The organism is Massilia sp. 05N420 (assembly GCF_056397205.1).
This window is the reverse complement of the sequence record NZ_JBFTMX010000029.1, coordinates 40,273-64,183: the sequence shown is the minus strand read 5'-3', so window position 1 is coordinate 64,183 and position 23,911 is coordinate 40,273. Positions and strand designations below refer to the sequence as shown.

Sequence of the window (23,911 nt, the reverse complement as noted above, 5' to 3'; positions counted from 1 at the left end):
AGCGGAAGAGCGCCAGCAGCTGCTGCAGCAGGAGAAGGCCAATATGGCTGCCGAGCTGCAGGCGATGGAAGACCAGCAGAATGCTGCGGCTTCGATCGAGCAGCATCATGGYGACGGCGAGTAATCCACTGCGCTTCAGCTTCTAGCCGGTTCAACGGCTAGCCAGGAACGGCACCTTCGGGTGCCGTTTTTTTTCGCCCATCGAAAATGTCAATTCGCCGTGCATATCCCATGCGTATGTTGTGCATACGCCACCTTGTCTAGACATTTGCATTGACACAACATTACCAAATGTTAATACTCGTGAAGTTTTCGTAACGAAAATATTTTGCAAGGGCTGATACAAGTTCTTTCGTGTGTAAATTTATGTAAAGAAAACCTGCCGGGAAGACTTGTCGTTTGCTGATGTATCTGTTGTCCAGTTGTCTTAATAATAGGGAGAGATATGTTGCATAAAGAAAAACAAGTGTCGAGAGTGTCCGTGCTGCGCCGGTCCGCAGTTTCACTGGCAGTCGGTATGTGCTTCATCGGCGCCRCATGGGCTGCTGAAACCGGCGGCCTGCGCATTTCGATTACCGGAGCGGGTGGCAAGCCTGTCGCTGGCGCGACGGTGAAGATCAGCTCGCCAAGCAGCCTGGTGACCAAGACTGTCGTGACCGAGGCGGATGGTTCGGTCCGCGTTGCGGGCCTGGACCCGGCAAGCGACTACAAGATCGAAGTGGTAGCGCCCGGCTATTCGGYCTTCAATGCCACCGGCGTCGCGGTGGTCAGCGGCTCCAACCCCAGCGTGAGCTATAACCTGGCCGACGCCGGCGGCGCAGGCGGTGCGCAACAGGTGGTCGTCACCGGTTCGCGCCTGGCCCAGGTGGACACCACCTCCGCCACCGTCGGCACCATCCTGAACCTCGCCGTCGTGGAAGCGCTCCCGACCACCCGTAGCTACCAGGGCTATCTGCAGCTGGTGCCGGGCGTGAAACCTTCCGCCGGCGGCAACCCGTCCTCGAAATCCGGCGTCAACTACGCGGACATCGGCGGCGCCACCGGCACCTCCTCGGACAACGTCTACATCCTCGACGGCGTCGACGTCACCGACCCGCTGACCGGCACCTTCGGTTCGAACATCAACTCCGAGATCATCCAGGAACAGCAGATCCTCACTGGCGGCATCCCGGCCGAGTACGCAGGCGGTTCGGGCCTGGTCTCGAAGGTGATCACCAAGTCGGGTGGTAACGAGTTCCACGGCTCGGTCAACTACTACTTCCAGAACGACAGGCTGGTGTCGAAGAACCAGCACAACACCAACTCCGGCTTCTCGACCTACGATACGGCCTTCACGCTCGGCGGTCCGATCATCAAGGACAAGCTGTGGTTCTTCACCTCGTACCAGAAGAAGGGCCGCGACACCGACGTGACCAACGCGTCGACCGGCGACTTCATGCGCAAGGTGAAGCGCGACGACAAGCTGGGCTTCGCCAAGCTGACCTGGCAACCGACCGATAACGACCGCCTGTCGTACAGCTTCTTCAACGACCCGACCAGGATCAGCGGTTCGACCACGGCGACCACGCTGAACAACCGCGACACGCGTCAGGAGCAGGGCGGCACCAACAACAAGGTCGAATACTCGCGCGACATGGACAACCTGCGCGTGAACGCCTATGCATTCAAGCACAAGGGCCAGCTGTCGACTTTCGCGGCCGACCAGTCGACCCTCAACAACGTTGCTTTCTTCAGGCCGACCACGACGCCGACCATCGCCGAGCGTAGCCTGGGTGGTGCCGGTTCGAACTCGGTCTCGTGGCGCAACCGCAAGGAGTGGGGCCTCAATGCCGAGTACTTCCTCGAAACCGCCACCGCGGGTACCCACACCTTCAAGTCCGGCTTCGTGAATTCCACCGACTCCTACACCTCGGATGCCTACCGGACCGGCCCGGAGAACGCGAACTACACCTCCATCGCGGCAGCCAACGCCGGCGTCACCTTTGCCCAGCACGTCGGTTCCGGCTGGACGGGTTCGAAGAGCCTGGCCGCCGGCGATATCCCGCGTATCATCGATGCGATCAACGCCAGCCCGAACAAGACCTACTTCCTGGGCCTGCTCGACACGAACCACGACGGCGTCGTCACCGACCCCGAGATCCGGGCCTACAAGTTCGCCAGCACGGCCGGCAATCCGAACGGGCAGGTGAACGCCTATCGCATCTTCAACTCGCGCGTTGCGCCGTACACCGTGGAAGCGACCGGCAAAGCCTTCTACCTGCAGGATACGTGGACGAAGGACAAGCTGACGGTCAACGCCGGCGTGCGCACCGAAGAGTGGGTGCACCGCGATTCGGCCGGCAAGCAGACCGCCAAGTTCAAGTGGGAACTGGCGCCGCGCCTCTCGACCGTGTATGACCTGAACGGCGACGGCCGCAGCAAGGTCTGGGCATTCCTGGGCCGTTACTACGACCCGATCCGCAACAACATGTCCGACTTCGCCGGCAACGTGACCGGTCCGATCCTGGATGAACAGGTCTACCTGGGCAACCAGTGGCTGACCTTCCGCCAGCGTGGCGGTTCGGATGCCGCGATCGCACCGTCGACCAAGACCCCGTACACCGACGAGTTCATGCTCGGCTATGCCACCAACCTGGGCAAGGATTACACGCTGTCGGTCACCTACACCAAGCGCCGCACCCGCGACCTGCTCGAGGACTACGACCTGGCGCTGTACTCGGATCCGAGCCTCACCGCCGCCACCGCGCCGGAAGGCTCCGCCTACCCGGGTTCGGCTTACTACCTGCCGTACTCGTACTTCGGCTACTCCGCGGCACCGAAAACGAACTATGTGATCGGCACGCTGGCAGGCGGCAAGCGCGACTACCAGGGCATCGAAGTCAGCCTGAACAAGGCAAAGCGCGATAACTGGATGGGCCAGGTTTCGTACACCTACAACGACGCCAAGGGCAATACCAACTCCGACAGTACCGCCGACTTCCAGGGCGACTGGATTGCACTCGATCCGCGCGCACCGAACGCCTACGGCCCGCAGCCGGGCAACATCAAGCACCAGTTCAAGGGCTACGGCACCTACTTCTTCAACAACGGGCTCGAGCTGAGCGGTGTGTTCAACTGGAACAGCGGCGTCCTGTACAGCAAGACCCAGCTGGTCTCCAGCCGCTACCTGCCGGTCATGGACGATCCGTACGTGAATGGCGGCGTGCTCGATTCGTGGATCACGCCGGGTTCGATCGGCGCCTTTACCGGCCCGTCGTACTACACCTTCGACGTGCGCCTGAAGTACCAGTACAGGTTCGCCGGCAGCCAGAAGGTCGAGTTCTTCCTCGACGTCTTCAACGTGCTGAACAAGCAGTCGGCCACCACGGCGATGCCGCTGGCAGCCGGCAACGGCGTCTACAAGTTCGGCGAGGCGAACGCCTGGAACGACCCGCGTCGTTTCTACTTCGGCGCACGCTACAGCTTCTAAGCTGAAAACAAAGAAGTTTCTTAAGCTTTGCCGGCCCTCGCAAGGGGCCGGTTTTTTTTTGCATCCCGAACCAAAAGCCATGAGCGAACAAACCGCACTGATCATCATCGACATGCAGAAGGGCATGCGCAGCCCGACCCTGCCACCCAGGAACAACCCCCAGGCCGAAGACAACATCGCCCGCCTGCACGCCGCCTGGCGCGAATCCGGCCAGCCGGTCATCAGCGTGCGCCACATCAGCCGCTCGCCGGCGTCCGTGTTCGCGCCCGGCCAGAGCGGCGCCGAGTTCCAGGAGCGCTTCCTGCCGCTGCCGCACGAGCACGTGGTCGAGAAGAACGTGCCGGATGCCTTCATCCACACCGGTCTCGAACGCTGGCTGCATGCGCGCGCTATCCGGCATCTGGTGATCGCCGGCGTCAGCACCAATAATTCGGTGGAGGCGAGCGCGCGCACGGCCGGCAACCTGGGCTTCGGGACAGTGGTTGCGGCGGATGCCTGCTTCGCCTTCGACAAGCAGGACTTCGGCGGCACCTGGCGCAGCGCCGAGGAGGTGCATCTGATGGCGCTGGCGAACCTGCATGGGGAGTATGCGCAGCTGACATCCTGAGGCGATAAAAAATCCAGTTTACAGGATTTATTTATCCTATATACTGGATTTCATGGACATCAACCACCTCATCGCCCAACGCCTGCGCGAACTGCGCGACGCCCGCGGACTGACGCTCGCGCTGCTGGCCGAACGCAGCGGCGTCAGCAAATCCAATATCTCGCTGATCGAACGCGGCGAGAGCAGCGCCACCGCCACCGTGCTGGACAAGCTGTCCGCCGCCCTCGGCGTCACGGTCGCCTCGCTGTTCGAGAAGCCGGCCGACGATGCGCCGTCGCCGGTAGCACGCGCCGAGGACCAGCCGGTATGGACCGATCCGGCCTCCGGCTACGTGCGGCGCAACCTGTCGCCGGCCATGTATTCGCCGATCCAGCTGGTCGAGATCAGCTTCCCGGCGGGCCAGCGCGTCGCTTATGAAACCAGCGCGCGCGACGTCGACGTCCACCAGCAGGTCTGGATCATCGAGGGCACGATGGAAGTCGGCGTCGGCGGCACCTCCTGGACCCTGAACGCGGGCGACTGCCTCGCCATGCGCCTCGACCAGCCGATCGCCTACCACAACCCGACCGGCAAACCGGCGCGCTATCTGGTCTCGCTGGTCTCACAGGCGCACAAGCCACCGCGGAGGGAAGCATGACGAAGGACCCGAGCATCCGCCAGCTGCGCGCCGATGAAGTCGTGCACCGCATCGGCCAGCTGGYCGACGTGCTGCTCGATTGCGTCGAAGGCGGCGCCTCGGTCAGCTTCATGCTGCCGATGGCGCGCGAGACGGCCCTGGATTTCTGGCGCAAGGTGGCGGACGGCGTCGCCCGCGGCGAGCGCACCCTGATCGTGGCCGAGGATGACGAGGGCATCGCCGGCACCGTCCAGCTGATCACGGACATGCCGGAGAACCAGCCGCACCGCGCCGACGTCGCCAAGCTGCTGGTGCACCGGCGCGCGCGCGGCGCCGGCATCGGCCGGAAGCTGATGGAAGCGGTGGAGGATGCGGCGCGCGGGCAGGGTAGGCGCGTGCTGGTGCTCGATACGGCCAGCAGTACCGCCGAAAGGCTGTACGAGCGCCTGGGCTGGCAGCGGGTCGGCGCGGTGCCGGATTATGCGTACATGCCGGATGGTGCGCTGTGTCAGACGACCTTCTACTACAAGCACATCTGACTACGGCAGCTTCGTCATCAGCAGTTTCTTGAGCGAGGTATCGTCCGGATAGATGACATCGGTGATCCGTGGCCCACTGCGTGTCGGCGCGAGCAGGTATTGAATCGTGATCCGCTCTCCGTTCGACGGATAGCGGAAACTGACGATGACCCTGTTTGTCGTTGCGGCTTTGATGCTGAGATCGACCGCACCTGGATCCTGCGATGCATACAGCATATCGAAGTCGAGATTGCAGATTTCCTGTGTTTTGGTTACGCACTGTCGCTCCTTCACCAGCAAAGAAACCAGAGGGCCATCGAAATATTTTCCGAGGACGGAACGGCTTTGCTCGGTCACGGCTTTTCGCCGATCGGCTTCAGGAGAGTCGCACTTGGGCGCGGATACCGACGGGCCGGGACAGCCGAAATCCTTGTACAGACCGTTGATGAGTTGTTCGCCCGCCGCTGGATTTGCTGCCGTCGCGATAGCGGAACAAAAACATGACAGTGCGATGGAAAGGAATAACGCAAAATGACGTGATCCGAACATGATGGCTCCTGTAGAGGGGATTAACGGCGATAGATGGCGAAGCTGGGCTTTGCACTGCGGTATCCTTGGCCAGGCCAGAAGTCCCGCTGAACAAAGTCCGAAATCCAATGCTGTCCATCCCATACCTGAATATGTCCGGATATGCTGCCGCCCGTGTACGGCTGGATGACGGCGATATCACCTGCGCGGGCCGAATAAGACTGGAGGCTGATGACTCCTATCTTTTGATAGCCATTCCTTAACAATACCCCACCCCAGTCTTTTGCATGTGCCGGGTGGCCGCTGGTTTTCGCGCCGCCTGCTTCCAGAGCGAGCCGGACGTGATGTGCACAACGTCCAAGACTATGTGCTTTCGCATTTTTACGTAATGTGAGTGAAAGCTCTTTCACGTCGATCGATGGTTCAGGCATACGGTCTTCTAGGTGAATGTCAAAGGCAGCACTAACCATCGCCATTCTCCTCAGCCTGAACCTTTCTTTTTTAGCGCAGGCGCAAACGTCCTAAAGTCAGGAATGTTTGTGCCGAACCCTGGTACCGTCCTCCCGTCCGCCCCCGGCAGTAACGATGGCATACACTATCTCCGCATTTCACCCTGCCACCCGAAGCACTGAAAGGAGACGGTAATGAAGGACACGAATACCAGGACCGCCCTGTTGGCCTGCATCCTCGCCGCTGCCGCCATCGGCAGCGCCAGCGCACAGACCTCCGTGCCGGCGACCGCGCCAACGCCGGCGTCCTCCGGCGACAAGCTGCAAGCCCCGATGACGCTGGTAACCGCCGGCGGCACCGGCAAGATGATCGGCACGGTGACGATCACCGAATCGCCGAACGGCCTGGTGTTCACTCCGGCGCTGACCGACCTGCCTGCCGGCCCACACGGCTATCACGTGCACGAAAACGGCAGCTGCGGCGTCAACGAAAAGGACGGGAAGAAGGTGGCGGCGGGCGCCGCCGGCGGACATTACGACCCGCGCGGCAGCAAGCAGCACCTCGGCCCCACCGGCAACGGCCACCTGGGCGACCTGCCGCCGCTGGTGGTGGGGGGAGACGGCCGCGCCACCCTGGCGGTGACGGCGCCGCATCTCACCAGGCTGGCCGACGTGAAGGGCAAGGCGCTGATGATCCACGCGGGTGGCGACAACTACGCCGACAAGCCGCAGCCGCTGGGCGGCGGGGGCGCGCGCATCGCCTGCGGTGTCATCCAGTGAGTATCCGGCCAGGCAATGTAAAAATTGTTCATTACTTGCATGCATTGATTTAACAATGCCTGCTATGATGAGCCGGCGAGCCGACCCTCCGGCTCGGCTTTGCTGACGAATACCTATGTCCTGGCCTTTCGACCCTGCCGCATCCGGCGATACGTCGCCACCGAACGTAAGTGAGATGGAGCTGCGGATGCGGCGCCATCCCTGGGAAGACACACCCGTCGGTCCGGTCGCCTCCTGGCCTTTCAGCCTCAAACTGGCGGTGCGCACCCTGCTGGACTGCCGGCTGCCGATGTGCCTGGCCTGGGGCGAAAGCCAGATCCAGTTCTTCAACGACGCCTATCTGCCTTCCCTCGGCAACAAGCAGGATACGGCCCTGGGCGAAGACGCTCGCGTCACCTGGGCCGATATCTGGCCGGTGATGGCCGAGCGTTGGGGACGCGCCTGGCGCGGGGAGTCGATCGGCTCCGACAAGCTGGCCCTGACGGTCACCCGTTTCGGCTATCCCGAAACCTGCTGGTTCCACTATTCGTACAGCCCGGTCTACGACGATGCGGGCCGGGTCGGCGGCGTGCTGGCCGCCTTCGTCGAAACCACCGGCGGCGTGCGGGCCGAGCGCCGCCATGCCTTCCAGCTGGCGCTGGCCGACATCCTGCGCCGCGAAACCGAAACCGGTCCGCTGCTGCAGGCCGCCGCCCGCCAGGTGAGCGGCCACGCGGCCGGCGCGGTGACGATCTTCGCGACGGTCGACCATGCGGCGCAGGCGGCGGTGATCCGCGAGCAGTGGCGCGACGGCGCGCCGGACGGCGAGCCGGGACGCGCGGTGCCGCTCGGGCTGCTCGCGTTCGGGCGCGAGGCCCAGCTGCTGCGCGGCGAGATCGTGTGCGTGCCGGACGTCGCCGCCGAGCCGGACATTGCCGGCCCTGAAGCCTGGCTGGCGCAGGGCATTGCCGCCGGCCTGCTGGTGCCGCTGATGGACGAAGGGCGCCTGCAAGCCGTGCTGGCGCTGCATGCGCCCACCGCACAGAGCTGGGAAACCGCCGACGTCGAGCTGATCGGCGACAGCGCCCACCGGATCGCGGATGCCTTGCGCCGCATCCGTACCGAGCAGGCGCTGCGCGAAGAGAGCCGCCTGCTGGCGTTGATGAAGGACGCCACCGGGCAGCTGGCCTCGACCCTCGACCTCGAAACGCTGATGCAGGCGATCACCGACGCCGCCACCCAGCTGACCGGCGCCGAATTCGGCGCCTTCTTCCATAACGGCACCGACGGCAACGGCGACGCCTATCTGCTCTACACCCTGAGCGGGGCGCCGCGCGAGGCCTTCCAGGACTTCGGCCATCCGCGTCCCACCAAGGTGTTCGGCCCGACCTTCTACGGCAGTGCGCCGATCCGCAGCGACGACATCACGAAGGATCCGCGCTACGGTTCGATGGGACCGCACCACGGCATGCCGCCCGGCCACCTGCCGGTGCGCAGCTACCTGGCGGCGTCGGTGGTTTCGCGCTCGGGCGAGGTGATCGGCGGGCTGTTCTTCGGCCACTCGACCCCGGGCATGTTCAGCGCGCGCACCGAGGAGCTGATCGGCACCTTCGCCGGCCAGGCCGCGATCGCGATCGACAATGCGCGCCTCTACGACATGGCGCAGAAGGCGGCCCTGGAGCGCGAAAGCCTGCTGGCCAGCGAGCGCGCCGCGCGCGCCGAGGCCGAGCGCCACAACAAGATGAAGGACGAGTTCCTGGCGATGCTGGCGCACGAACTGCGCAATCCGCTGGCGCCGATCTCCAACGCGGCCCAGCTGCTGCGCCTGCCGGAAGCGAACGAGGGCCTGCGCCTGAAGGCCAGCAACATCATCTCGCGCCAGGTGCGCCACATGAAGGAGCTGGTCGACGACCTGCTGGACGTCTCGCGCGTGACCCGCGGCCTGGTCAAGCTGGAGAACGAAGTGCTCGACCTGAACAAGGTGGCGATGGCTGCCGTCGAACAGGCGCGCCCGCACATCGAGGAGCGCGGCCATGCGCTGACGGTCGACCTGCCGCCCGAGCAGGTGCCGGTCGAGGGCGACCGCACCCGCCTGATCCAGGTGCTGGTCAACCTGCTCAACAACTCGGCCAAGTACACGCCGGCCGGCGGCCGGATCACGCTGGCCGTCACCGGCACAGGGGCCTCGGCCGAGGTGAGCGTGCGCGACAACGGCAGCGGCATCGACGCCCAGCTGCTGCCCCACATCTTCGACCTGTTCACCCAGGCCGACCGCGCGCCCGACCGCTCGCAGGGCGGTCTCGGCATCGGACTGGCGCTGGTGAAGAGCATCGTACGCATGCACAACGGCGCGGTGACCGCCAGCAGCGACGGTCCCCAGCGCGGCACCACGATGACGGTCACGCTGCCCCTCGCGCAGGCGCAGGCGGGCGAGACGCCGCGCGCGGGCGGCATCGCCGGCGAGACCCGGCCGCTCTCGGTCACCATCGTCGACGACAACCTGGACGCCGGCCATTCGCTGGCGGTGCTGCTGCGCGCCCACGGTCACAACGTGCAGGTCTACGAGGACGCCTCGACCACCTTGCGCGCGCCCGAAGTGGAAGGCACCGAAGTCTTCATCCTCGACATCGGCCTGCCCGACATGACCGGCTACGAACTGGCGCGCCGCCTGCGCCGCCGGCCCGGCCACGCCGGCGCGGTGTTCGTGGCGCTGACCGGCTACGGCCAGGAGCGCGACCGCGAACTCTCGCGCCAGGCCGGCTTCGACCACCACCTGGTCAAGCCGGTCGATATCGCCAAGCTGGCGCAGATCCTGGCGCACGCACCTGCCGTCGCTCCCGCAACTTCTTGATCCGTCATTCCCGCCTTCGCGGGGGCGTGGCATATTGACAATTAATTTCCAACCGCTCAGTATTCGGTGATGTCCCGCAAAAAGAACAGCCGTCAGTGGGCCCGCCTGCGCATCCTGTGCCACGCGGGTCTCGACCTGATGACGATCGTCCCGGACGCCTTCGGGCTGGTGCGCGAGCTCATCCCGAATTCCTCCGCCCACCTGACGCTGCTTCCGCAACTGCCCGCGCAGCCGGCGCCCGACGCCGGCCGGGACGATGCCGCCTTCGTCCAGGTGCTGCCGCCGCCGCGGGGCTATTTTTACGGCGACCATGTCGGCTTCGATGCGCCGTCCGCGCCGCCCGTCCATGTGCTGGAGGCGCCGCTGCAGGGCGGCGGGCGCAGGCGCGGCGAGATCGTCCTGTGGCGCGCCGAGGGACCTGCCTTCGACCACCATGACGAGGAAGACCTGCGGCGTGTCGCCGGCTATTTCGAGCATGCGCTGCGCAATGCGCCGGAACTGGGCGCGGGCGGCGCCGCCGTGGTCGAGGACGAAGCCATGCTGCTGGCCACCGGCGACGGCCAGATCCTGTATCTGAGCGACTCGGCCGGCGGCTTGCTGGACCAGCTGGCCGCGCAGGAGCGCCAGCGCTTCGACCGCCGCACCGTGCCGCCGTTCTGCATGCGCCTGGTGGAATCGGTGGTGCACGGCGACCGCTATCCCTGGCTGCTGCCGTTGGCGACCCTGGCGATGGCCGGCGGCATCCTCGAGGCGCGCGCCCAGTGGATGAGCGTGGGTGGCGCCGCGGCCCTGCACACGGGCGGCGATGCCGGCGCCGCCAGCCGCACGGTCGGCATCTTCATGAAGTTCGTGGTGCCGCTGCCGCTGCGGATCTGGCGCGCGATCGGCTCGGTGGAGCTGTCGCCGCAGCAGGCCGAGGTGGCGTTCTGGATGGGCGTCGGCGGTGGGCGCGAATCGGCGCGCGCGAATATGGAAGTCAGCGACGCCGTGCTGCGCGACTGCGTGAAGGCGGTCTACGAAAAATTCGGCTGCTCGTCCGAGGCCGGCCTCCTGGAGCAGCTGCGGCCGGCGATCTCCCGCATGTAACCCCGCTCTCGACAGACAGCTTGCAAACAAGGACGGTAATCCCGCGCAGCCTTTCCGGGCTGCGCGGGATGTCATTGTTGCGGGAGGCTCAGTTGGCGGCGCGGGCTTTCGCGAACTGGTCGCCCGGCTTCCAGGTCGGCATCGCGGGCGCGTCCGCCACCGCGCGGCCCAGGTTCAGCGTGTACTGCGCCTGCTGCACCATGCCGGACAGATCCCAGTTAGGATCGTATTCGTCGTTGGCCTGGTGGTAGCGCGGGCCGTAGGCCTTGCGCTTGGCGTCGTTGCCCTCCTTGTCCTTCACCCAGTCGTGGCCGCCGCCCACCGAGAACGCCGGCACGCCGGCCTTGGCGAAGCTGAAGTGGTCGCTGCGGAAGTAGCCGCCGCCCAGGTCCGGGCGCGCCTCCGCCACCTTCAGGTTCATCGCCCTGGCGGTGCCGGCCGCAAGCAGCCCCAGGCTGCTGCGTTCGCTGCCCTGCACGCCGATGTCCTTGGCCATGGCGACGAAGTTCAGGCTGTCCAGGTTCAGCGCCGCGGCGGTCTTGTTCAGGGGCCAGAGCGGGCGCGCCGCATAGGCCGCGCTGCCCAGCAGGCCCTGTTCTTCGGCCGCCACCCACAGGAACATCTGGCTGCGTTTGGCCGGATGGCGCACCGCCTCCTGGGCCATCGCAAGCAGGCCGGCGCTGCCCGAGGCGTTGTCGACGGCACCGTTGAAGATGGTGTCGCCAGTGTCGCCCTGCTTGCCCAGGTGGTCCCAGTGCGCGCTGTAGATCACCAGTTCGTCCTTCAGCTTCGGATCGGTGCCCGGCACGATGCCGGCCACGTTGAACTGTTCCAGGGTACGCACCGCGGCCTTGGCCTGTCCCTGCACGCGGGCGTTCAGCACGACCGGCTTGAAGGACTTGTCTTCGGCGGCGGCGCGCAGCTTGTCGAGGTCCTGGCCGGCGGCGCCGAACAGGGCGCGCGCGCTGGCCTCCGTCATCCAGCCTTGCAGGCCGGTGCCGAGATCGGCGTCGGCCAGCTGGAAGCGCTCGGCGGTCCAGCTGTTCTGCACCACGCTCCAGCCGTAGGAGGCCGAGGCATCGGTGTGGATCAGCAGGACGCCGGCGGCGCCGCGGCGCGCGGCTTCCTCGAATTTATAGGTCCAGCGGCCGTAGTAGGTCAGGCCCTTGCCATTGAAGCGGTCCGGTTCCGCGCCGGTCGGCGCCGGGTCGTTGACCATCATGATCAGCACCTTGCCCTTCACGTCGAGGCCCTTGTAGTCGTCCCAGCCGCCTTCTTCCGGCGCACTGATGCCGTAGCCGACGAAGACCAGTTCGGCGTCCATGTCGTGCACCGGTTTCGCATCGCCGGGCGCCCACACCCAGTCCTTCGCGAAGGCCAGCGGCAGCGGCTTGCCGCCCGCGACCAGGGCCACCGAACTTTCCTGCGGGTGGGCCTTCACGCCGGCGATCCTGACGCTCTGGCGGTAGCTGCCCTGGTTGGCCGGCAGCAGGCCGACGGCCATCGCCTGGGTCTCCAGGTAGGTGACGGCCAGCTCGCCGCCGCGCTGGCCGGTGCCGCGGCCTTCCAGGGCGTCCGAGGACAGGAAGGCCAGGTGGGCGCGCAGCGGGGCTTCCTGGACGGTGGCGCCATGGTTGGCGCCGGCGGGTTTCGCGGGGCTGGCCGCGTGGGCTGCAAAGGCCAGCGCCAGGCTGGCGGCGAGGGTCGGGCGGACGATCTTGTGCATGGATTCCTGGTGCGAGAATGGATCGGATTTACAAAGCAGAAGCCCGGCCATTCTAGCGGAACAGGAGCACGTCGGACGAGACCGTGGTGGCGGTTTGCGGCAGCAGGCGCGGCAGCATGCCGGCGGGACGCGGCGGCAGGTCGCGTTCCGGCAGGCCCGGCATGCGTTCCTGGACATACACCAGGAAGAAGGGATCGCCGACCAGGTCGAAGGCGAAGTGCAGCTCGCGGTCCTGCATGCCGTGCAGGTCGAGCCGCCATCCGCGGTAGCGGCTGGCCGTGAGCACGCGGCCGTTGACGCTGGTCTTGAGGCTGTCGGCGCCGACGATGCGCAGCATCAGCGCGGGCGCCCGGTTCTTCGAGCGCAGCCGGATTTCCACGTGGCGCACCGGGCCGCCGCGCACGTCCTTTTCGATCAGCAGGTCGGGGTAGGCGATGCTGTCGTCGCGCTTGGCCGCCGCATACCATACCGAGGGCGAACCGGGCGGGAACAGATAGGGCAGCTGGTCGGGGTGCAGGCTGTTGGGGAAGAACTTGCGGGTCCAGGCATCGAGCGGCACCGGCGGATACAGCCAGAAGGATTGCCAGCTCGGGGTGTCCTTGAAATACAGCAGCCGGTTCGGCTGCGGCAGCTCCGGCCGCAGCGTGCCGCCGCGGTGGGCCAGCAGCAGGCAGGCGCACACGCCCAGCAGCAAAGGGCGCACCACCAGGCGCGCGCCGACGCCGGCCAGCAGCGGGCCGCACAGGGCCGGCAGGCAGCACACCAGGGCACAGGGCAGCAGCAGCCAGGCCGGCGACAGGAACAGCAGGCTGTCGCGCGCCGCCGGCAGGATCAGCAGCGCGGCCGGCACCGCGGCCACTAACATGGCGGCCAGCCGCTGCGGCGCCGTCCACGCGCGCGTGCGGCGGCTGTTCAGCACCAGATACGCCGCCTGCGACGCCAGCAGCGGCCAGGCCAGCACATAGCTGGCACCCGGCGCGAACCAGCTGACGACGGCCAGCGCCATGGCCAGCAGGCACATCGCCCCCAGCAGCGCGGCGGCGGCGCCGATCCGCGCCTGCAGCCTGCGCTGCAGCGCGATGAAGACGGTCAGCGGGACCAGCGTGAAGGCCAGCAGTTGCCAGCGCACGGTGGCGGCCAGGCCCGCGCCGTCGGCCAGCAGGCCGGCATCGTAGCGCTCTGCGAGGCCGGGCAGGGCTTCGCGGCACAGCCAGGCGGCGAAGGTGGCCAGCGCCCCCATCGCGAGCATGCCGAAGACGCCCTGCACGATGTCGGTGACGTCGATGTTCTGGCGCCGGATGCCGGTGCGGCAGGCGGCTATGCACAGCAGGCAGGCCAGCAAGGTCAGCGGCCACACCAGGGAATAGCCGTAGTGCAGGATGCCGAGGCCGGGCAGGGCGAAGAAGACCTGGCCGCGCGCACCGGGTTCCGGCAGCGTGGCGGCGCCGAAGTGGCGCAGCAGGGCCAGCATGGTGTCGCCCTCGTGCCGCAGGCTGGCGCGGTCGAGGCGTTCGGCGATGTCCCAGGCGCCCCCGCCCAGCGGTCCGGCGGTGGTGGCGAAGTGCAGGACCGCCGGCCCGTGATCGGGATCGGGACCGGCCAGCAGGGCCGCGCCCTCGTGATGCGGCAGCGTGGCGTACAGCTCGCCCATGAAGGAGGAGCCCTGGGGATCCGGCGCTACCGCCGCCCAATCGCCGAGCGTCGAAGAGTCGGCGCGGTCGGCGCCGATCAGCTGCAGGGCGCCGCGGTTGCCGGGATTATCGAAGCGCAGCACGACCCTGGCGCGGCGCGCCCAGGGATGCGACTGCACGAAGCCGCGCGTGCCGAGGGCCTGGCCGGCATCGCCGTCGGTGAAGACGACCAGCAGGTCGTTGTCGAGCGCGGGCCCGGCCTGCAGCACGCGCAGGGTTTCCAGCAGCGCGGCGCTGGAGGCGGCGCCGTCGGCCGCCCCCAGGGAGTCGCTGCCGGAATCGTAGTGGGCGACCGCCAGCACCGCCGGCCTGCCGGCATGGCCGGACAGCACGCCCGGCTTCCTGACGATCACGTTGTGGACCTCGGCCATGGTCACGCGCACGTTGGCGGTCAGGTCGGAGGAGGAGGTCTGCACCGTCTCCATCTGCACTTCCGGCTCCAGGTCGAGTGCGCGCAGGCGGGCCAGCAGGTACTCGCGCGCCTGCTGGTTGGCATGGCTGCCGACCGGACGCGGCGTCGCCGCCAGTTCGCGCACGTGGGTCTGGGCGCGGATGGCGGAAAACCCGGGCATCGCGGACGCCGTGACGGCGGTGGGCGGCGCCGGCAGGTGACGCGGAGCCAGTGCGAGCCAGGCCAGCAGCGCGCCGAGCAGGCATGCGGCGGCCAGGCCCTGGACCCCGGCGGCGGGCAGGACGGATTCACGGGATGACATTGCTTCTCCAGGCGAAAAAAAGCCCGCCAGGCTTCGAGGAGAGGGGGCGGGCGAAGGGACGCTTGATGCTTCGGGCTCAGTCCAGCTTCCAGACATAGGCCATCTGGGCCCAGCCGGCTTCCGGCGCACCGTTATTGGTGGCCGGCTTGAACTTGCACAGGCTGAGCGCATTGAGGGCGGCGCGGTCCAGCACCCGCGAGCCGCTCGATTGCTGGATGCGCGCCGAGCTCACGCGGCCGTCCGTACCGACCAGCAGGGCCAGCGTGGTGGTGCCGGTGTCGCCGTTGCGGGCCGCGCTGGCCGGGTAATCGGGCAGGGCGCAGCTGTTGGCGTCGGCGAATACGGCGGTGCGCATCTGGCCACTGTTCGCATTCGCGTTCGCGTTGGCGGCGGGCGGCGCTTCGGAGGCGGTCGCGGGCGGCGTGAACGGATGCGGCGAGGGCTCGGCCTCGGTGGTGGCCGTCACCGGCGCCGGATCGGGCGGTGGGGCGACGTCGACCTCGAGCTTCGGGATCACGACTTCCGGCGGCGCCAGCTGCTGCGTGGGCTGCGGCGGCTCGGGCGGCGTGGGAGGCGGTTCGAGGCGCTCCGGTTCGAGCATCACCAATACCTGCTCGGGCAGGATCGAGAGCGTATGCCGGGTGCCCAGGCTATGGACGATCAGGGCGCCGAGCGCCACGTGCAGGCCGGCAACCAGCGCGAACTTGCTGGCCTTGCTGCCATTCGCATGGTTCGAGTAAGAGAAATGCATGGCCATCCTCCTTGTTGTTATCGGACATGAAGCGGTTTGGCTAAGCTATGGAATTAATATATGCTATGTCATAGCAATGTGTAAAGCGAATTCTTGGCAAATTTTCTTCCATTCGTTTCATCAATTTCCTTCGTTGGCCTTGCTGTCCTTGTATGGAATAATCACACCATTCACATGCCAGAGAATGGTAAGACGATGCAGAAAGAGCAAAAGCCGATCCGCGTGATGCTGGCGGACGACCACCCGATCGTGATGACCGGTTTCGCCATGTCGCTTGGCGCGCAGGGGATGGAAGTGGTGGGCCAGGCCAAGTCGCCCAGCGAGGCGGAGGCGATGTACGCCGAGCAGAAACCCGACGTGGCGGTGCTGGACATCCGCTTCGGCACCGAGCTGACCGGTATGGACGCCGCCCAGAACATCCTGAAGGCCGATCCGCAGGCGAAGATCGTGTTCCTCAGCCAGTTCGACCAGGACAGCCTGATCAAGGAAACCTACCGCCTCGGCGCGCACGCCTTCGTCACCAAGGACTGCGACCCGGCCGACCTGGCCGAGGCCGTGCGCCAAGCCCACGCCGGCAAGCTGTACTTCCTGCCGCAGATCGCCGAGCGCCTGGCCAGCCTGGCGGTGCGCGGCGACGTCTCGCCGCAGTCGATGCTGGACGAGCGCAGCCTGGAGATCTTCAAGCTGATGGCCGAGGGACTGACCAACAACGAGATCGCCGAGCGATTGAACCTGTCGACCAAGACCATCAGCAATATCAGCCAGTCGGTGAAGGAGAAGCTGGGGGTGCATCGGCAGGCTTATATCACCAAGCTGGCGGTGAAGCATGGTTTGATCGAGCCGTAAGGGATATGCTGAGGAACTTGGGTCCCCGCCTGTGCGGGGACGACGTTTTAAGGCAGCAGGCCACCGGGGCGACCGCAGCCCGCACTTCGTCGTCCCCGCGAAGGCGCCTCGCCGTGCGAGGCTCCAAGTTGATTTTCGTAGCCAGTATCCTCGCAGCGCTCAGCCTCACCGCCCAAGCCGCCAAACCCACCCACGAACCCGCCCAGGGCTTCCGCTTCCAGTTCGTCACCGCCGACGACAGCGCCATCACCCAGCGCATCACCGAAGACCTGTACAAACGCCTGGTCCCGATCTTCTCCACCTTCCGCACCGAGCTGGCCCAGCGCCGCCGCATGCTGTACGTGGCGATCGGTCCGGCGGCCCTGCGCGAGGTGGCGTCGAAGCGCTGCGATTGCGTGGTGATCTCGGCCTTCACCTCGAGCCAGGTGTACCGCGCCATCATGGCCAAGGCCGCGCAGGGCGGGGCGCAGCCGGTCGCCAGCACCGCCGTCTATGCCGAACCCTCGCCTGCCGACCAGCTGCGCCTGGCCGCGCTGCTGTACCGTAGGCCGGTACGGGTGGCCGCCATCCTCGGCGCCGACACCAGTTTCATGCGCCCCGCGCTGGAAGCGGATAGAGTGACGGTGCTGGACGCCGGCGGCGAGGACATCAACCGCCTGCTGAACCAGATCGCCCAGACCGACGTGCTGCTGGCCCTGCCCGACAGCACCGTCTACAGCACCGAGAGCATCCGCAACATCCTGCTCTCGACCTACCGCCACAAGCAGGGCGTGATCGGCTTTTCGAGCGACATGGTGAAGGCCGGCGCGCTGGCCACCACCTATTCCGAGATCGAGGACATCGACGCCCAGGTGGCCGAGCTCGCTAGCGCCTATGTGGCCGGCGGCGAGCTGGCGCCGCCGCAGTTCCCGCGCTACTTCCGCACCATCGTCAACGAAGGCGTGGCGCGTTCGCTCGACCTCACGGTCAGCGACGAGGTGCGCGGCTTCTCCAGGCCGGCGCCGCCGCGCCGCCCATGATGCGCTACCTGTCCTTCTGGCGCGGCTGGAGCATCGGCCTGCGCATGGCCTTCATCACCATGCTGCCGGTGGCGCTGTTGTTCTCTTCCTTCGTCTGGTATTCCTGGTATTCGCACCGCGCCCAGGTCGACGAGGAGCTGGCCGAGCGCGGACGCATCCTGGCGCGCGCGCTGGCCGAGACCAGCGAATACAACGTCATCTCCGGCAACCTGTCCGACCTGCGCCTGACCATCAACGGCCTGGTGCAGTCGGACCGCAGCGTCTACCGCATCGACGTGGTCGACACCAATGGCCGCAATGCCGTCAGCGTGGTCTCCGAACATCCGATCCAGGCCGAGCCGCATTCCTTCGAGGCGCCGATCCGCAAGCAGGTGGTGTGGCTCAACCTGTTCTCGGACAACGGCACGCCGCACGTCTCCGCCTCCAGCGACACCCGCCCGCCGACCCTGACCACCGAGGTGGTGGGGCGGGTGAGGGTGACGATGTCGCCGACCAGCATGATGGCCAAGCAGCTGCGGCGCTTCCGCATCGAACTGGCGATGGCGGCGCTGGCCCTGGTCGCGAGCGGCTTACTCGCTTATTTCCTGGCGCGCAGCCTGACGGTGCCGCTGCAGGAGGCGATCGCCGTGCTGCGCGCGATCCGCGGCGGCGACTACCGGGTCGAGCTGCCGGTCACCACCGGCGGCGAGGTCGGCGAGCTGCAGGCCTCGATCGGCGAAATGTCGGTGGCGCTCGACCGTTCCAAGCAGGACCTCGAGAACAAGGTGGCCGAGCGCACCCGCGACCTGCTGGAATCGCGCAACGAGGCCCTGCGCGCTGACGCCGACAAGCGCAAGCTGATCCAGAAGGTCAACAACATCATCGAGGACGAACGCAAGAGCATCGCGGTCGAGATCCACGACGAACTGAACGCCTCCCTGATCGCGGTGCGGCTGGAATCGCAGACCATCCAGCAGTTGGCAAGCAAGGCCGTGCCTGGACCGGAAGTCGAGCAGATCGGCGCCAAGGCCCAGGCCATCACCAGGCTGGCGCTGGACCTGTACGCCAACGGCCGGCGCCTGGTGCGGCGCCTGCGTCCGGAAGTGCTGGACATGCTGGGCCTGCACGGCGCGGTCGAGGAGATGGTCAGCCATTACCGGTCCAGCTCGGGCATCGATTTCGAATTCCATACCGAGGGCGACTTCTCGCGCCTGAACAACGAGCTGGCGATCTCCGCCTACCGCATCGTGCAGGAGGCGCTGTCGAACATCATGAAGCACGCGAATGCCTCGGCCGCCCACGTCAGCCTGGTGCTATCGGATGCCGACAATGCCCTGCACATCGAGGTCGGCGACGACGGCGAAGGCTTCGATCCGGCCCTGTCCTCGGAAGGCATCGGCATCATCGGCATGCGCGAGCGCGTGTTTGCCGTCGGCGGCAGGATACAGGTGCGGTCCCGGCCAGGGCGCGGCACCACGCTGGCCATCACCCTGCCGCTGCACGAGGCGGCCGGCGGCGCAACTGAGGTACATTAGCGGTCTTCGCATCACCATCACCATCACCATCACCAGCAGCCACGACCATGTCCAATGAATTGAAGACGCCTTTCGAGAAGGGCAACCAGAACCAGACCACCACCTGGGCCGACTGCATCGCCTGGTACGAGGAGCTCGCCAAGCGCTACCCGCGCGTGCTGCGCTTCAGCCAGATCGGCACCTCGGATGCGGGCGTGCCGATCCATGCCGGCGTGGTGTCCGCCGACGGAGTGTTCGACCGCTTCGAGATCAAGCGCGACAAGCGTCCGGTGTTCTTCAACAATAACGGCATCCACCCGGGCGAGCCGGAAGGCGTCGACGCCTGCATGGCCCTGGTGCGCGACTTCTGCCAGGAGCCGGAACGCCTGGCCGCGCTCGGCCGCACGGTGTTCATCTTCATCCCGCTGTACAACGTCGACGGTGCCTTCAACCGCAACGATACCTCGCGCGTGAACCAGGACGGCCCCGAGTCGTTCGGCTTCCGCGGCAACAGCCGCCACCTCGACCTGAACCGCGACTTCGTGAAATGCGACACCCTCACCGCGCGCGTGTTCAACGAGTTCTTCACGGCCTGGGATCCGGACGTGATGGTCGACACCCACACCTCGAACGGCGCCGACTACAGCTACACCATGACCCTGATCCAGACCCAGGCCGACAAGCTGGGCGGGGAGCTGGGCGACTTCCTGCGCGAGACCATGCTGCCGGCGATGTTCGCCGAGATGGACAGGCGCGGCTGGCCGACCTGCCCCTACGTGAACCCGGTCAAGGACAGCCCGGACGACGGCATCGCCGACTTCCTGGAGACGCCGCGCTTCTCGACCGGCTACGCGGCCCTGCACCACACGATCGGCTTCATGCCCGAGACCCACATGCTGAAGCCCTTCGCCGACCGCTATCACTCGATGCGCGCGCTGGTGGAGACGGCGCTCGGCTTCACCGTCGCGAATGGCGACAAAATCGTGCAGCTGCGCCGCGCCGCCAAGGATGAGGGCCGCACCCGCCGCGAGTGGCCGATCCACTGGGCGATGGACGAGGCCAATCCGTCCAGCTTCCGCTTCAAGGGCTATGCCGCGAAGTACAAGCAGAGCGTGCTGGGCGACTACCAGCGCCTGTGGTACGACCGCAGCGCGCCGTATGAGAAGGACATCCCTTACTTCAACCGCTTCCCTGCCGACGTCGTCGTGTGGGCGCCGCGCGCCTACGTGGTGCCGCAGCAGTGGCGCGAAGTGATCGAACGCCTGCAGTGGAACGGCGTGCGCATGGAGCGCGTCGAGGCCGAGCGCGAGCAGGAACTGGCCTGCTACCACATCAAGTCGGTCAGCTCGCGCCCGCATGCCTACGAAGGCCACATGTTCCACGACGACGTGCAGCTCGAGCGCCGCTGCGCCACCGTCACCGTCCGTGCCGGCGACTACATCGTGCCGCTGGACCAGGACAATGCGCGCTACGCGGTCGAGATGCTGGAGCCGCTGGGCCACGACAGCTTCTTCCGCTGGGGCTTCTTCAACAGCGTGCTGGAGAAGAAGGAAGCGTATTCGGACTATGTGTTCGAGGACGAAGCCGAGAAGCTGCTGCGCGACGAGCCGGAGCTGGCCGCCAAGTTCGCGGAGTGGAAAGAACTGAACCCGCAAAAGCTGTCCGACCAGTACGCGGTGCTGGACTTCATCTTCGCCCACTGCGCGCGCTACCGCGAGCCGGAATGGCGCCGTTATCCGGTGTTCATGATCGACTGAAGCGGCTCAGTCCTGGCAGCTCTCCCAGGTCCAGTCGACCCGGGCGAGCACCTTGTCGCGGAAGGTGAGGGTGATGGGATCGGCGCAGCCTTCACCCTTGGTGCGCTTCAGGACCAGGGTGTCGCCGCCGCTGGCCGACGCGCCGAGGACGTCCTCGACCGCGCCGCGCCGATCGCCGATGTGCAGTCCCAGCGGCAGCGGACAGCCCGCGCGCGCGATCGCCAGCGAGCCCGGAAACGTATTGCCGCCGCCCGACTCGGTCGTCAGTTCGATGCCGGGCTGGCGGTAGGTCTTGCGCGTGAGCTTGCCGTTGAAGCCCTCGACGCGCCTGGTGCGTTGGGCGGACGAGGAAGCCGCCAGCGCCGCGGCCACGCCCTCGCCGAAGCCGTGCAGGTGGGCGAAGCCGTCCGCCATCCGGGCGGCCTGCCGCTGCCGCAAGGCTTCCTGCTCCGGCGCCTGCGCGGTTTCCCGGGCCGCGGCCGGCAGGGCCGCCAGCATGGTCACGCCCAGCAGTGCACACGCCAGCAGTTTTCCTTCCATCCGCGCCTCCTTTTATTGATTGTTCTGGCAATATTGCGCCTATTATTTGGCGGATTCAACAAGGAGAAGAACATGCATCGCACCATCCTCGCGGCCCGGGTCGCCGCGCTGGCCTGGCTGGCCGCAGGGGCCGYGGAAGCTGCGCCCTCGGCTGGCCAGACTTACTTCGAGCGCAACTGCGCCAGCTGCCACACGGTCGATCCGAAGCTGGGTTCGCGCGCCGGTCCCGGTCTGTACAACGTGGTCGGCCGCAAGGCGGGCGCGGTGCCCGGCTATAACTACACCGATGCGCTGTCCAGGGCCGGTGCCGCCGGCAAGACCTGGACCCGCGAGGAGCTCGACGTCTTCCTGCGCGATCCGACCAGGGACGTGCCGGGTACCGCGATGCCGATCGGGATCGCCGATGCGAAGGCGCGCGCCGCGGTGATCGGCTACCTGGCCGCGCAAAGCGGCAAGGCGGCGGCACCGGCGGCGGCCTCGAAAGCGGCGGACGGCAAGGTGAGCGATGGCGCCGGCGGCTGGCTTGACGACAAGCCGGGCGACCTGCACCACATCACCGCCGACAAGCTGGCGGCGCCCTTCGCCAGCGAGAGCGCCGGCAACGGCCCGAAGGTCGCCGCGCGGCCGAGCGGTGCGATGCCGGCCGTGCCGCAGGGATTCAAGGTGTCCGTGTTCGCCGGCGATACCGGCAAGGCGCGCCTGGCGCTGCGCGCGCCGAACGGCGACATCATCGTCTCCGAAGCGGGCAAGGGCCAGGTCAGCATCCTGCGCCCCGGCAGCGGCGGCGAGAAGGCGGAGACGGCCAGCGTGTTCGCCAGCGGCCTGTCGCGGCCCTACGGCCTGGCGCTGTGGCCGTCCGGCCCGAACCCGAAATACCTGTACGTCGCCAACGTGAACTCGGTGGTGCGCTACCCGTATTCGGCCGGCGACCTGAAGGCCAAGGGCGAGCCGGAAACCGTGGTCGAGAAGATCGCCGACACCGGCGGCGGCCACGTCACCCGCACGCTGGCATTCTCGAAGGATGACAAGACGCTGTTCGTGTCGGTGGGTTCGGCCACCAACATCGCTTCCGGCATTGGCAAACAGCCGCTGCAGCCGCTGGCGCAATGGGAGAAGGAGCACGGCCTGGGCGGTGCCTGGGCCGAGGAAGCCGACCGCGCCACGGTGCTGGCCTTCGACGTGGACGGCAAGAACCGCCGCAACTTCGCCAACGGCCTGCGCAACTGCGTCGGCATGCTGGTGCACCCGCAGACGGGCGACCTGTACTGCAGCGTGAACGAGCGCGACGAACTGGGCGACAACCTGCCGCCGGACTACGTGACGCGCGTGAAGCAGGGCGGTTTCTACGGCTGGCCGTGGTACTACCTGGGCGCCCACGAAGACCCGCGCCTGAAGGGCATCCGCCCCGACCTGAAGGACAAGGTGACGATTCCCGACACCCTGATCCAGGCCCACTCGGCGCCGCTCGGCATGGTGGTCTACCAGGCTCCGGCGGGCGCCAGGCACGCCTTCCCGAAAGAGTACGAGGGCGACATCTTCGTGGCCCTGCACGGCTCGTGGAACCGCGGCATCCGCACCGGCTACAAGGTGGTCCGCGTGATGATGAAGAACGGCGTGCCGACCGGCCAGTACCAGGACTTCATGACCGGCATGGTGCTGAGCGACCGCGACGTCTGGGGCCGCCCGGCGGCAGTGGCGGTGGCGCAGGATGGGGCGCTGCTGGTGGTGGACGATGCGGGCAGCGTGGTGTGGCGCGTGGCGCCGGAGAGGTAAATCATTATTTGTTTCTAAGCGTCGGTAAAGAAGTATATTTACCGACAGTTTGGAACATTTTATGTTCCAAACTGTCGGATCTTGTTGACATTTACCGACACTATGGAACAATCGTGGGATGAAGAAAAAACAGCCATCTGTCATGCTTCTGGCCACTGAGCGACCAACATTTCGTACTTCTGACGCAGTGAAGCTCGGTGTGCCTCGCATTACTCTTACACGTCTTGTCAACCGGGGCGAGCTAACTCGAGTGGGACGCGGCGTTTACACGAGCACGAAGCGCAAGAGCACTGAGCTGGACGGACTACTCGAAGTTGCTGCGCAAAGTCGGCAAGGTGTTTTCTGTCTTCTAACAGCATTGCGTTTTCATAGGCTTACCACACAGTCTCCTTTCGAGATTTGGCTAGCAATCCCCAACAAAGCTCGCATTCCTAAAATCGACTATCCCCCAATTCATGTGGTTTGGTACTCAGGACAGGCGCTGAGTGAAGGGGTTGAATCGCATCTTATTGAAGGACAGTCTATCAAGGTCTATAGCATTGCAAAAACAGTTGCTGACTGCTTCAAATATCGAAATAAAATAGGTATTGACGTTGCACTCGAAGCTCTTCATGATGCATGGAGGAAACGACATGTGACAATGAGCGAGCTGTATCACTTCAGCAAGATCTGCCGAGTAGAAAAAATAATGCGTCCATATCTGGAGTCTCTTATTTGAG

19 protein-coding genes are annotated in these 23,911 nt (G+C 66.2%); 13 read left to right on the top strand and 6 right to left on the bottom strand.

The window, feature by feature from the left end:
• The first annotated feature begins 445 nt into the window (after nucleotides 1-445).
• The 4 genes from AC1DIX_RS18645 (at nucleotide 446) to AC1DIX_RS18630 (ending at nucleotide 5,231) form a co-directional block, all read left to right on the top strand.
• A complete protein-coding gene (locus AC1DIX_RS18645) occupies nucleotides 446-3,469 on the top strand; it encodes an outer membrane beta-barrel protein (RefSeq protein ID WP_477326377.1) in 3,024 nt (1,007 codons plus the stop codon).
• Nucleotides 3,470-3,548: 79 nt separating this feature from the next.
• Complete coding sequence (locus AC1DIX_RS18640; RefSeq protein ID WP_477326375.1) at nucleotides 3,549-4,076, top strand: cysteine hydrolase family protein; 528 nt, start codon at nucleotides 3,549-3,551, stop codon at nucleotides 4,074-4,076.
• Between the two features lie 52 nt (nucleotides 4,077-4,128).
• A complete protein-coding gene (locus AC1DIX_RS18635) occupies nucleotides 4,129-4,713 on the top strand; it encodes a helix-turn-helix domain-containing protein (protein WP_442124877.1) in 585 nt (194 codons plus the stop codon).
• On the top strand, nucleotides 4,710-5,231 hold the full coding sequence (locus AC1DIX_RS18630; protein WP_477326373.1) for an N-acetyltransferase family protein: 522 nt from the start codon (nucleotides 4,710-4,712) through the stop codon (nucleotides 5,229-5,231). Before AC1DIX_RS18635 ends, AC1DIX_RS18630 begins: the two co-directional genes overlap by 4 nt.
• Here AC1DIX_RS18630 and AC1DIX_RS18625 read toward each other — a convergent pair whose 3' ends face one another.
• Both AC1DIX_RS18625 and AC1DIX_RS18620 read right to left on the bottom strand, forming a co-directional pair.
• On the bottom strand, nucleotides 5,232-5,759 hold the full coding sequence (locus tag AC1DIX_RS18625; RefSeq protein ID WP_477326371.1) for a DUF3828 domain-containing protein: 528 nt from the start codon (nucleotides 5,757-5,759) through the stop codon (nucleotides 5,232-5,234).
• Nucleotides 5,760-5,779: 20 nt separating this feature from the next.
• Nucleotides 5,780-6,169, bottom strand: coding sequence for a hypothetical protein (locus tag AC1DIX_RS18620; RefSeq protein ID WP_477326369.1), 390 nt, complete (start codon nucleotides 6,167-6,169; stop codon nucleotides 5,780-5,782).
• A gap of 213 nt (nucleotides 6,170-6,382) precedes the next feature.
• Between AC1DIX_RS18620 and sodC the strand changes: the two genes are divergently transcribed.
• From sodC to AC1DIX_RS18605, 3 genes are all read left to right on the top strand, one after another.
• Nucleotides 6,383-6,967: a superoxide dismutase [Cu-Zn] SodC gene (sodC, locus tag AC1DIX_RS18615; RefSeq protein WP_477326367.1), complete on the top strand. Its 585-nt coding sequence runs from the start codon at nucleotides 6,383-6,385 to the stop codon at nucleotides 6,965-6,967.
• Nucleotides 6,968-7,154: 187 nt separating this feature from the next.
• Nucleotides 7,155-9,797: a hybrid sensor histidine kinase/response regulator gene (locus AC1DIX_RS18610; RefSeq protein ID WP_477326365.1), complete on the top strand. Its 2,643-nt coding sequence runs from the start codon at nucleotides 7,155-7,157 to the stop codon at nucleotides 9,795-9,797.
• Between the two features lie 69 nt (nucleotides 9,798-9,866).
• Nucleotides 9,867-10,883: a helix-turn-helix transcriptional regulator gene (locus AC1DIX_RS18605; protein ID WP_477326363.1), complete on the top strand. Its 1,017-nt coding sequence runs from the start codon at nucleotides 9,867-9,869 to the stop codon at nucleotides 10,881-10,883.
• An 88-nt stretch (nucleotides 10,884-10,971) separates the two neighbouring features.
• Here the strand turns inward: AC1DIX_RS18605 and AC1DIX_RS18600 are convergent, their stop codons facing one another.
• From AC1DIX_RS18600 to AC1DIX_RS18590, 3 genes are all read right to left on the bottom strand, one after another.
• The gene (locus tag AC1DIX_RS18600; protein ID WP_477326361.1) at nucleotides 10,972-12,609 is read right to left on the bottom strand and encodes a M28 family peptidase; all 1,638 of its coding nucleotides are present in this window, start codon (nucleotides 12,607-12,609) and stop codon (nucleotides 10,972-10,974) included.
• 52 nt (nucleotides 12,610-12,661) lie between these two features.
• Nucleotides 12,662-15,013, bottom strand: coding sequence for a M28 family peptidase (locus tag AC1DIX_RS18595; RefSeq protein ID WP_477326359.1), 2,352 nt, complete (start codon nucleotides 15,011-15,013; stop codon nucleotides 12,662-12,664).
• Between the two features lie 76 nt (nucleotides 15,014-15,089).
• Nucleotides 15,090-15,764 carry an energy transducer TonB gene (locus AC1DIX_RS18590; RefSeq protein WP_477253668.1) on the bottom strand — a complete coding sequence of 225 codons (675 nt, stop codon included), beginning with the start codon at nucleotides 15,762-15,764 and terminating at the stop codon, nucleotides 15,090-15,092.
• Between the two features lie 195 nt (nucleotides 15,765-15,959).
• Here AC1DIX_RS18590 and AC1DIX_RS18585 point away from each other — a divergent pair, with 195 nt between their 5' ends.
• From AC1DIX_RS18585 to AC1DIX_RS18570, 4 genes are all read left to right on the top strand, one after another.
• Entirely contained in the window at nucleotides 15,960-16,610 is a 651-nt protein-coding gene (locus tag AC1DIX_RS18585) for a response regulator (RefSeq protein ID WP_442124144.1), read from the top strand.
• Between the two features lie 128 nt (nucleotides 16,611-16,738).
• Nucleotides 16,739-17,629, top strand: a complete 891-nt coding sequence (locus AC1DIX_RS18580) for a hypothetical protein (protein ID WP_442124145.1) — start codon at nucleotides 16,739-16,741, stop codon at nucleotides 17,627-17,629.
• The gene (locus AC1DIX_RS18575) at nucleotides 17,626-19,143 is read left to right on the top strand and encodes a sensor histidine kinase (RefSeq protein WP_477326357.1); all 1,518 of its coding nucleotides are present in this window, start codon (nucleotides 17,626-17,628) and stop codon (nucleotides 19,141-19,143) included. The genes AC1DIX_RS18580 and AC1DIX_RS18575 overlap by 4 nt, the downstream gene beginning before the upstream one ends.
• 47 nt (nucleotides 19,144-19,190) lie before the next feature.
• Complete coding sequence (locus AC1DIX_RS18570; protein WP_477326355.1) at nucleotides 19,191-20,879, top strand: M14 family zinc carboxypeptidase; 1,689 nt, start codon at nucleotides 19,191-19,193, stop codon at nucleotides 20,877-20,879.
• Nucleotides 20,880-20,885: 6 nt separating this feature from the next.
• Here the strand turns inward: AC1DIX_RS18570 and AC1DIX_RS18565 are convergent, their stop codons facing one another.
• Nucleotides 20,886-21,419, bottom strand: coding sequence for a hypothetical protein (locus tag AC1DIX_RS18565; RefSeq protein ID WP_477326353.1), 534 nt, complete (start codon nucleotides 21,417-21,419; stop codon nucleotides 20,886-20,888).
• 72 nt (nucleotides 21,420-21,491) lie between these two features.
• Here AC1DIX_RS18565 and AC1DIX_RS18560 point away from each other — a divergent pair, with 72 nt between their 5' ends.
• Both AC1DIX_RS18560 and AC1DIX_RS18555 read left to right on the top strand, forming a co-directional pair.
• Nucleotides 21,492-23,192: a PQQ-dependent sugar dehydrogenase gene (locus AC1DIX_RS18560; protein WP_477326351.1), complete on the top strand. Its 1,701-nt coding sequence runs from the start codon at nucleotides 21,492-21,494 to the stop codon at nucleotides 23,190-23,192.
• Nucleotides 23,193-23,310: 118 nt separating this feature from the next.
• The gene (locus AC1DIX_RS18555) at nucleotides 23,311-23,910 is read left to right on the top strand and encodes a type IV toxin-antitoxin system AbiEi family antitoxin domain-containing protein (protein WP_477326349.1); all 600 of its coding nucleotides are present in this window, start codon (nucleotides 23,311-23,313) and stop codon (nucleotides 23,908-23,910) included.
• The last annotated feature ends 1 nt before the right edge of the window (nucleotide 23,911 follow it).